A 10,190-nucleotide genomic window follows, 5' to 3' on the forward strand; every position below is an offset into this window, starting at 1 on the left:
AATATTTTAAATATTTTGATGAAGTCGATTACAATGGAAGCTATAAGCCGCAAGATGCTTTAATCAAATGATTTGGCATTATCACTTGCGGCTTTGTGACATGTTGAATGATGTATCTATGGTCCTTGATATTGCATGGTACTGACGCCCTGTATTAATGATAGCTAAATTAATGATAGCTAAGGGTTAAGGTAAATACGTGCGCTAGGGCAGTAGATCGAAGCTGTAATTTGACCAGCACATTGCGCATACGCTCTTAAGTTTTGCATACTGGAAACGGTATCATTATTGGCGTCGCAATGTTAATAACCGCAGATAATTTCAATCACCTTACGCAGGGCGTATCAACGTATGGGTATTACCAACAGTTCTACTGAGCCAGCCAAATCAGTTGGCTCTATGAGAATAAATCTATTTTTTGGCATTTTACTGATTGCGATGACCGCCTACTTTTTGTGGTGGGGTCTAGATTACACCATGCGTCAGCAGACGACGCTATTTATCGTAGCTACCGCTTTTGGTGTCTTTATGGCATTCAATATTGGTGGTAACGATGTCGCCAACTCCTTTGGTACCTCGGTGGGTGCGGGGACGTTGACCATTCCACAAGCGCTGGGTATCGCAGCGATATTTGAAGTGTCTGGAGCTGTGCTGGCAGGTGGTGAAGTCACCGATACCATTCGCAGCGGCATTGTCGATCTGGATGGTCTTTCAGTAACGCCTAACCAGTTCATCTATGTCATGCTGTCAGCGCTTATCGCTGCCGCATTTTGGCTGTTGTTTGCCACCAAAAAAGGGTTACCCGTTTCGACCACTCACGCCATTATCGGCGGTGTTGTTGGTAGCTCCATTGTATTGGGTATCACGTTAGGTGGTACCGAAATGGCATTATCAACCGTGAATTGGGGAACGATTGGAACGATTGCGATCTCTTGGGTAATATCACCGCTACTAGGCGGCGTTTTCTCCTACCTTTTATACGGACAGATTAAGAAAAATATCATTGAGTATAATGATAAAACAGAGGCGTACATCGCGACTTTGAAAGGCAATAAGAAAACCTTAAAACAAAATCATAAAGAGTTTTTAGAGGCGCTCTCAGAGTCGGAACAACTGGCTTATACCTCAGCAATGTTGCGTGATCAAGAAATCTATAAAGATGATGATTGTGACGTTGAAGATTTAGAGACTGACTATTACAAACAGCTTTATGAAATTGAGAACGAGCGCAGCAACCTTGATACCCTAAAAGCTTTGAAACAATGGGTACCTATCATTGCTGCTGCAGGCGGGGCAGTCATGGCCTCTTTGGTCATCTTTAAGGGTCTAAAGAATGTCAATAATGGCATGACGACGCTGCAAGGCTTCTTAATCATGGGTATGATAGCGGCGCTGGTGTGGCTTGCGACCTATATATATACCAAGAGTATCCGTGGTAAGCATAAAGAGGATTTGACCAAGGCGACGTTTATTATGTTTAGCTGGATGCAAGTCTTTACGGCATCGGCCTTTGCCTTTAGTCATGGCTCAAACGATATTGCCAACGCCGTCGGTCCTTTTGCGGCCATTATGGATGTTATCCGCACCAATAGTATTGCTACCGAAGCGGCAGTACCACCTGCGGTAATGTTGACCTTTGGTGTGGCGCTTATTGTTGGCCTCTGGTTTATCGGTAAAGAAGTTATTCAAACCGTCGGTACCAATTTGGCAAAAATGCATCCTGCTTCTGGTTTTTCAGCTGAACTGGCTGCTGCTGCTGTCGTTATGGGTGCGTCAACCATGGGGCTACCAGTTTCTAGTACGCATACCTTAGTTGGGGCAGTACTTGGCATCGGTGTCGTGAATAGAGACACCAATTGGGCATTAATGAAGCCCATTGGTTTGGCATGGATTATCACCTTACCAGCCGCTGCTTCAATGTCAGCCTTGAGCTTTGTCATTTTGATGTACGTTTTCTAAAATAGAAACGTCATAGCTTAGATTTTACTCATAAAGTAACAACAAAAAAACGCTTATCGACATCATGCCGATAAGCGTTTTTTTGTACCTTTCTAATCTTTCTAATAGTTATTGACTCTTTAATCCGTACCAAATTGCTTACGTTTTTTGGCAAAGAAGCGATCTAAGCGATCCATGGCATCTTCTAAGTCGTGCAAATTAGGCAAAAATACCAGACGGAAATGATCGGGGGTGTCCCAGTTAAAGCCAGTACCTTGAACCATTAAGACATTTTCTTCAACCAATAAGTCCATCATAAACTCCATATCATCTTTGATAGGATAAATCTCAGGATCCATTTTAGGAAAGCAATAGAACGCGCCTTGCGGCATAGTGCAAGAGATGCCTTTAATCGCATTAAGTCGTGACACCGCCATTTCGCGCTGCTTATAGAGACGGCCTTTTTTTGAGGTCAGATCTTTCATACTCTGATAGCCGCCCATCGCTGTCTGAATCGCATACTGCCCTTGGACATTAGAGCATAGGCGCATAGACGCCAGCATGTCTAACCCTTCGATGAAGTCTGCCGCGTGGTGTTTTTTACCAGAAACCATCATCCAGCCAGCACGAAATCCTGCGATACGGTGCGATTTTGATAAGCCATTATATGATAAGACCAGCACCTCGTCCGTCAGGGTGCTTACTGGGGTGTGTACCATATCATCATAAAGAATACGGTCGTAAATCTCGTCGGCCATGATGATTAAGTCATGCTCTTTAGCGACTTGGATAATTTGTTTCAGCAGGTCATCACTATAAAGTGAACCCGTTGGGTTATTGGGATTAATAACCACAATGCCCTTGGTCTTGCTCGTAATCTTAGACTTAATGTCTTCAATGTCAGGGTGCCAGTTATCTTCTTCATTACAGCGATAATGTACCGCTGTGCCACCAGCCAAGTTCGCCGCCGCTGTCCAAAGCGGGTAGTCTGGCATCGGGATAAGCACTTCATCACCGTCGTTCATTAACGCCTGCATAGTCATCACAATCAGCTCAGAGACCCCATTGCCCAAATAGACATCACGAACATCGACTGCTGATAGTAATCCCTTTGCTTGATAGTACTGCAAGACAGCTTTACGAGCAGAAAAAATCCCTTGCGAGTCGGAATACCCTGTCGCGTCTGGCAAATTCATGGCCACATCGCGCAAAATCTCATGCGGTGCTTCCAGACCAAAAGGCGCTGGATTACCGACGTTTAGCTTTAGTATACGCTTGCCTTCGGCTTCCATTTTATTGGCTGTTTGTAGTAGGGGACCACGAATGTCATAACAGACGTTTTGCAATTTATCGGATTTTTTTATTGGATTCATAGAGTGACCACTCATAGGGTTGTTTTGTGAGTTTTTACGGGCATTAGGGGTTGTTGTATCAGTTTGGACATTGTCACGAACATCAAGCCTCTCGTCCTTGGTGTGAACACGATTAGGTGAGTCTGCCTCAGTGGCTGTCTCATGAGGCAACTCACCGCGCAACAGATACCCTTCGCTGCAGCCCAGTATTCGTGCCAATGTTGGTAGCTTAGACGACACAATACCGTTGGTACCACGCTCCCAGTTCGAGATAGCACCGCGACTGACCTTTGCACCCGCTGCTGTCATAGCTTGTGACAATTGCTCAGCAGTGAGTCCCTTGTCGCGGCGTAGCTGTACCAACCGTTCGGCTTGTGTGCCTTTGCTCTTATCATCAGCCATAATCATCTAAGCCTTTATTAATCGATTTGTCATAAAGAGTAAAAGTAAGAAGTTGGTTAAATTTAGTGTTATCGAATGAACTTCTACTTAATCCAAAACCACTTAATCCAGTGCTAATGCAAGATATTATTGCATAAGGTAGGCTGATGCAAGTATTTTTTAATACACGAATGCAAGAATAACTTGCACTAATCGTTTGATAATGCTCCATCCTCACTACTCATGGGCGTTAGCATAAATTTACCAGTAAAATTTTAATAAAATAATTGTGTATAACGTTGGTAAAAATAGACAGCTGCTACCGATGTGATTAAAGTGGCTGATTACAGCATCATTGTCTGTGACGCTATACAAGGTCTATGATGCGATAGATAATTATTACTCATCTCTATCAAGCTTGTCATCATATACCCCTTGAATATCATGCTGACTAGCAGCAGATAAAGGCTATCGTTATCCTAATAAGGTGATGATAAATCCCTAGTAATCGATTATATAATACAATCAGCTTAAGGTGATTTGGCTACAAAGCAGACAAGTAGAACTACGACAAATAGTAGACTAAGCGAGCTTTAACCGTAGCCGATTTATATAAGACTGACTATACATACTCAAGTAAGGATCAATCATGCAAGACAATCAACTTAGCAAAGAAGAAATCAGCCAACTGACCGAAGCAGATTGGAAAGAGCGCCTTAGTGCTGATGAATATCATGTAATGCGTGAAAAGGGTACAGAGCGTCCATTTACTGGCGTTTATAATGATGCAACTGATGACGGTGTTTACCGCTGTAAAGGTTGCGGCGCCAGCTTATTCGATTCTGCTAGTAAGTTTGATGCCAGTTGCGGTTGGCCGAGTTTTGACCAAGGCATCGATAACAGTGCTATCGAAGAGCATGTGGATAATTCGCTGGGCATGACTCGAACAGAAGTCACCTGTAGCAACTGCGGTGCACATTTGGGCCACGTATTCCCAGATGGGCCAAGTGAGACGACAGGTATGCGCTATTGCATCAATTCAGTCTCTATTGATTTAGACAAATCTGAAAAGTAGTTTCAGATATAACCATTAGATTATTTTTCTCTAAAGGTATAAAAAGGAAGCACGTGTTGCTTCCTTTTTAATTATTGGCGCTGTATATTAATATTATTAAAAAGGCAGGCGCACCCAAAAATATCAAAAAAATCAATCAATTTAAGGATAGATGATGAGTACTGTTTACGACTTTACTGCAGAGCGTATGGACGGCAGCCCGCAAGCCTTTTCTGACTATCAAGACAAGGTGTTATTGATTGTCAATACTGCGAGCAAATGCGGCTTTACCCCGCAGTTTGAGGGGTTAGAGGCGCTACATGAACAATATAAAGATAAAGGTTTGGTCGTTGTGGGCTTCCCTTGCAATCAATTCGGTAGCCAAGACCCTGGTAGTAATGAAGAGATCGGGGCGTTTTGTCAAAAGAATTACGGCGTAAGCTTTCCAATGATGGCAAAGGTCGACGTCAACGGCAAAGATGCTCATCCTATTTTTGATTGGCTTAAAGAACAAAAAGGCGGCTTACTGACAGACGGTATTAAGTGGAATTTCACCAAGTTCTTAGTTGGTAGTGATGGTCAGGTGATCGATCGTTATGCGCCAACGACCAAACCTGAAGCCATGACCGCTGATATTGAAAAAGCTTTGGCCAAATAATCCGTTATTTCTTAATAAAATAAAAGAATATTGGCTTTATCGTTAAATATAAAGCCAATAAAAACATGGGATTGTCATTATGCTTATAAAATCGTTAAAAAATAGCGAATAAAAAGGCAAATAATATTTGACAGGCAGGTGTAAATCTATATAATACACACCCACAGCAAGGGGCTTTAATTAAGTTCTATGTTGTTGAAATTATCGTCAAGATATTTCAGTATTAACTAGAGAGTGACTACTTTAGTTAATCAAAGCTTTAGAAAATTCTATTTAAAGAATTTTCTCTTGCGGATAAATACCTACTTTATGTAGGTGCTGAGTTTTTAGAATTTACGACAATGTAAATTCTCTTGCGCTCGGACGAAGCAGTGCTTCGTTATATCCTCGCTCAGGGTGATTAGCTCAGTTGGTAGAGCGTCTGCCTTACACGCAGAATGTCGGCGGTTCGAATCCGTCATCACCCACCACTCTTTTTAGCGAGTGTCTCTGTAATAAGAGAAGATGCTAAAAACGACCTAAGCAGCGGTAGTTCAGTTGGTTAGAATACCGGCCTGTCACGCCGGGGGTCGCGGGTTCGAGTCCCGTCCGCTGCGCCATATTTAAAACTTAGTTTTAATACAAAAGTTTCAACCTCAAACATTAGATTGTTTGAGGTTTTTTTGTGTCTGAATTCTGATGTAAGTATCTGGTTTAGACGCAAAACGGCATAGCTATTATTAACGAGGACGTATTGATCACTATTTTAAAATAATGGTTCAATTCTTTTTAGCGAAAATTTCTATCTTATTAACGAGTAACTTGGGCAGGTAATAGTCATTGAGGTGCGCTTTTGGATATTGCTCGTTGATCCAAGTGACGTAATTATCAGCAGTCAACTGTCCTTGATATATCAGATACAAAGCGTGCAGGGCGACGCTACGGGATAATCCCATCACGCATTGGAAGTTAATCAGTACCATATTGTCAGGCAGCTGTTTATGCGTGATATTAGTCGCTATACCAATGTTTGCTAAGGCATCGTTTGCTAAGGTATCTATCTGTTTAAACAGATGAATAAAATCCTGAGCAGCAACCTCTCTTAAAGACTGTAAATCCAACAGTGGAAAATAAAGATATTTAATTTTAATAGCGGTAAATGATAGGTAAGTATTGCAGAGTGATGAGCTGTTATTATTAACGTCTAATTTGTGTACTTCCGCCTGAGTATTTAGCGCTTTTTTTAAGCTCAAATTATGGCTATTGGTTTCAACAGCGGAGTCAATCACAATAATTGTCGAAAATTTTGAAAAATACAAATAGTGTCTATTATTCATTTGCGACAAGCCAAATAATTTTGGCGTAGCGATCGCATATATAGAGTCCGCTATTTTATAGTTCGAGCCCATATCAGTATGACTCAATAAGCCAGAATTTGACTGTTTATGTTGAGTGAATTGATAGCGTTGTCCGACATACCACATCAGTCGGTAGCCCAATAATAATGGCGCAAATATCAACCAAGTAGACAGTCGTAAGCGCCCTTGCTTATCCTTTGCAAACCAACGTTTATCACGAGTTTGGTTGGGGTGTTGATACGCCCATGCCAAACCCAAAAAACTTAACGCCCAGTACGTGGCGACTACAGAATACAACCCTGCAAAAGTGCCAGAGGCAACGCTTCTATTGAGCATGAATCCTGCTATCGATAGAATTAAAAATCCTGATATCGCCACCACTAAATACTTTAAAACTAAATTATTACGCAGCTTATTGATCATGATCAGTACAAGCGCCGCCAGTAATAAGCCACCGGCAATATCTAAAAGATGATGTTGATAAGTCAGGACGGTGGAGACGATGATGAGACTACAGATACAACAAAGTGCTAGGCGATATAGAGCGGATTTTGAAAGTTGCCATAAAGACGTCCCCAGTAATACAGCATATGCCACATGCAGGGAAGGAAACTGGTTAAAAGGTTTGTCGGTTATATGCAAAAACTGATAGCCATAATGCGCCCAGCCTAATACAGTAGGGCGCTCAAAAGTAAATTTGGCGGGGAATATATAAAAGATAAAACAGGCGAAAAGCGTGGCTAAGATTAATTTTCCTGTTAATAAGGAAAGTTGTGCTGGTGTTTTTACCATAAAAAAGCCGGCACAAAACAGCATGATTGACCAGCTATAAGGCACAATCATCGGTGGGATGAAAGGAATCGCTACATCAATCGGTGTGGCGAGGTTATAAACTTTCTTAGGCCATACAGAGTTAATGCTACTTAATTCAGAAAATTGGATATCATAAAACAGCGCTTGCGCATAGAGATTAGTCAAAGAGTACAGCATAGCAAAGACGCCAAAAGCGCAGGCTAAGGAGATCCATCTAGATATCATGGAAAGAGGTGAATTACTGGTCATAGGGTTTGTCTAATCATTGCCATAATGCAAGTGCTATAAATAGCATAAAACAGCAGATTTTGACACAAAGTAGGTTTAGACTAATCGCAATGTTTGGATATTTTCATGGTTAGATGTGCTCAAAAATTGAAAAAATACGACCGTCACGATGGTAATGAAGGAAAGTAATAATTATGAATCAAATCAGCGAATGGGTACTCAGTATTATGGCAAAGTTTGGCTACTTTGGTATTGTATTTGCCATGTTTGCCGAAAACGTTTTTCCACCTATCCCTTCTGAAGTCATTATGCCAGCAGCTGGTTTCGCCGCGTCGAGAGGTGATTTAAATTTAATCTTAGTCATCCTTGCTGGCACGTTAGGTGCTTCACTTGGTGCGTTACCGTTATATTATTTAGGTCGTATATTCGATAAAGAACGTTTGATCGCGGTTACCGAAAAATATGGTAAATACGTGCTCGTTAAACCTGATGACGTTGCCTCTGCAAATGAGTGGTTCGATAAACATGGTAAAACAGCCGTGTTCTTTGGCCGTATGGTGCCTGGCGTTCGTTCGCTCATTTCTATCCCTGCTGGCATGAACAATATGCCGCTGCTGCCTTTTTTAGCATTGACGGCTTTAGGCTCGAGTATATGGACAGCGGCGTTGACGTTGGCGGGATATTATCTCGGACAGAACTATGAGGTCGTCGAAGGGATATTAGCCCCTTACTCTAAAGGGTTTGGCATACTGATCGTTGTAATTATTATCGGTTGGCTTATTAAGCGCCGTCGGCAACCGTAAATGATGTCCGTTTTATTCGAGAAATATTTAGGGCGTGTCCTCAACCTGAACAAAAGCGACTAAATGGGCTAAAAATAGCTAACTCTTGCCAAACTACGTCAAATAGCTAGTCAATATCTCGATATTATCTGCACTATTTTCCTTGTTTGGCTACCATTTATCTTATTTTTATCACCATTTTCAGATTGAGGACACGCTCTAGTAGCCGCTATTTTTATTATATGGTCAAAGCTCAATAGCATCATGTGAGCTATGCTGAAAAAACCGTACACCTAAACTTGGTAAACTAAGCGTATTAATCGGAGTTTATCATGACCAAGAAAATAAGAAGCTACAGTGACGAATTTAAAGCCGAGGCCGTCAAGAAGATAGCAGACAATAATGGCAATATCTCAGCGACCGCAAAGCAGCTTGGCATCGCCATGCAGACCTTATCTAATTGGCATAATAAAGCCAATCAAGGCAAGCTTATCGGCACAGAACAATATGATCCTGATCTTATGACGGCTCTTCAGGAAATAAAGCAGCTCAAACGACAGCTTAAAGTAGCCGAAGAGGAACGAGAGATATTAAAAAAGGCGACGGCGTACTTTGCCAATGAGGAACTTTAAGAAACAGTCTAGTAGACTGTTTTAGTGACGCAAGACGTAGGGCTATGCCCGCAGTGACAGTTAGTGAAGTAGGCCTTTATCAAAAACAACGATCTCTTCTTTAGTATCACTACTATGTGTCGTGTACTAAAGGTTAAGCATTCTAGCTACTATTATGACTGGCTGAGTCGTGATATCAGTGAGCAACAGATACACCGTAACCAGTCTGAGCTACTTGTCAGAGCGGCACATAGTGAAACAAAAGCATGTTATGGTGCTGATCGACTGCACGCAAAGCTGATAGAGCAAGGGCACGATATTAGCCTATATATGGTCAGAAGCATTAAAGAAGAACATGAAATCAAATGCCGTCGTCACAAACGCTTTAAAATCACCACTGATTCCAACCATAACAAGCTTGTCTATCCAAACATACTAAATCAGCAATTTGATGCTAAGCATCCTAATGAATCGTGGGTCAGTGATATTACTTATATCTGGACCAATGAGGGTTGGTTGTATTTAGCTGGAGTCAAAGATTTATACACCAAAGAGCTGGTCGGGTATGCTATCAATAAGCGAATGACCGCAGATTTAGTATGTCGTGCACTCAATATGGCAATCAAAAATAAACGTCCAAGCCAAGGATTGATTGTGCACTCTAACAGAGGCAGCCAGTATTGTAGTCATGCCTATCACAAAATCATCAAGTAGCATAATTTCAAAGGCTCAATGAGTGGTAAAGGCAATTGTTTCGACAACGCACCCATAGAAAGCTTTTGGGGCACATTAAAGAATGAGCTAGTGTATCACCAAGACTATAAAACAAGGTTTGTAGCAATCAATGATATCATCGGCTATATCGAGCTGTACTACAACCAAGCGAGGATTCAAAAGAGTTTAGGCTATAAGTCGCCAAGACAGGTGTGGTTTGACTATTATCGTAAAGCTGCTTGATCGAGCCCATCCCGAATTCTGTGTAACTGCCATTTAGATTAAGTGCTTACTAATACGATCATCAAACATAATCATAAAG

Annotated in this window: 6 protein-coding genes, 2 tRNA genes and 1 pseudogene; 7 read left to right on the forward strand and 2 right to left on the reverse strand. The window is 41.6% G+C overall.

The features are described 5' to 3' along the window. Positions 1–351: 351 nt before the first annotated feature. Entirely contained in the window at positions 352–1,959 is a 1,608-nt protein-coding gene (locus AAEY80_RS09950; protein WP_101211464.1) for an inorganic phosphate transporter, read from the forward strand. Positions 1,960–2,078: 119 nt separating this feature from the next. On the opposite strand, the gene AAEY80_RS09955 is transcribed toward AAEY80_RS09950, so the two are convergent. Continuing rightward, positions 2,079–3,698, reverse strand: coding sequence for an aminotransferase class I/II-fold pyridoxal phosphate-dependent enzyme (locus AAEY80_RS09955; RefSeq protein ID WP_350588257.1), 1,620 nt, complete (start codon positions 3,696–3,698; stop codon positions 2,079–2,081). 622 nt (positions 3,699–4,320) lie between these two features. Here AAEY80_RS09955 and msrB point away from each other — a divergent pair. From msrB to AAEY80_RS09975, 4 genes are all read left to right on the forward strand, one after another. After that, positions 4,321–4,746, forward strand: coding sequence for a peptide-methionine (R)-S-oxide reductase MsrB (gene msrB / locus AAEY80_RS09960; RefSeq protein WP_025652846.1), 426 nt, complete (start codon positions 4,321–4,323; stop codon positions 4,744–4,746). A gap of 154 nt (positions 4,747–4,900) precedes the next feature. Then, the gene (locus AAEY80_RS09965) at positions 4,901–5,383 is read left to right on the forward strand and encodes a glutathione peroxidase (protein WP_025652847.1); all 483 of its coding nucleotides are present in this window, start codon (positions 4,901–4,903) and stop codon (positions 5,381–5,383) included. Between the two features lie 394 nt (positions 5,384–5,777). Further along, positions 5,778–5,853 (forward strand) — tRNA-Val (locus AAEY80_RS09970). 52 nt (positions 5,854–5,905) lie between these two features. After that, a tRNA-Asp gene (locus tag AAEY80_RS09975) sits at positions 5,906–5,982 on the forward strand. Between the two features lie 159 nt (positions 5,983–6,141). On the opposite strand, the gene AAEY80_RS09980 is transcribed toward AAEY80_RS09975, so the two are convergent. Beyond that, the gene (locus AAEY80_RS09980) at positions 6,142–7,710 is read right to left on the reverse strand and encodes a phosphatase PAP2 family protein (RefSeq protein ID WP_350588258.1); all 1,569 of its coding nucleotides are present in this window, start codon (positions 7,708–7,710) and stop codon (positions 6,142–6,144) included. A gap of 245 nt (positions 7,711–7,955) precedes the next feature. Between AAEY80_RS09980 and AAEY80_RS09985 the strand changes: the two genes are divergently transcribed. Continuing rightward, a complete protein-coding gene (locus tag AAEY80_RS09985; protein WP_025652851.1) occupies positions 7,956–8,564 on the forward strand; it encodes a DedA family protein in 609 nt (202 codons plus the stop codon). A gap of 311 nt (positions 8,565–8,875) precedes the next feature. Beyond that, positions 8,876–10,111, forward strand: a pseudogene (locus tag AAEY80_RS09990) (IS3 family transposase). Positions 10,112–10,190 lie beyond the last annotated feature (79 nt).

It is taken from the genome of Psychrobacter sp. 78a-MNA-CIBAN-0178 (genome assembly GCF_040309625.1).
In the GTDB taxonomy this organism is placed as follows: Bacteria; Pseudomonadota; Gammaproteobacteria; order Pseudomonadales; family Moraxellaceae; genus Psychrobacter; species Psychrobacter okhotskensis.

Excerpts from the sequence above, each read along its gene's own strand:
- AAEY80_RS09950 (WP_101211464.1), top strand. The coding sequence starts at position 352 with ATGGGTATTACCAACAGTTCTACTGAGCCAGCCAAATCAGTTGGCTCT.
- AAEY80_RS09955 (WP_350588257.1), bottom strand. The coding sequence starts at position 3,698 with ATGATTATGGCTGATGATAAGAGCAAAGGCACACAAGCCGAACGGTTG.
- msrB (WP_025652846.1), top strand. The coding sequence starts at position 4,321 with ATGCAAGACAATCAACTTAGCAAAGAAGAAATCAGCCAACTGACCGAA.
- AAEY80_RS09965 (WP_025652847.1), top strand. The coding sequence starts at position 4,901 with ATGAGTACTGTTTACGACTTTACTGCAGAGCGTATGGACGGCAGCCCG.
- AAEY80_RS09980 (WP_350588258.1), bottom strand. The coding sequence starts at position 7,710 with ATGCTGTACTCTTTGACTAATCTCTATGCGCAAGCGCTGTTTTATGAT.
- AAEY80_RS09985 (WP_025652851.1), top strand. The coding sequence starts at position 7,956 with ATGAATCAAATCAGCGAATGGGTACTCAGTATTATGGCAAAGTTTGGC.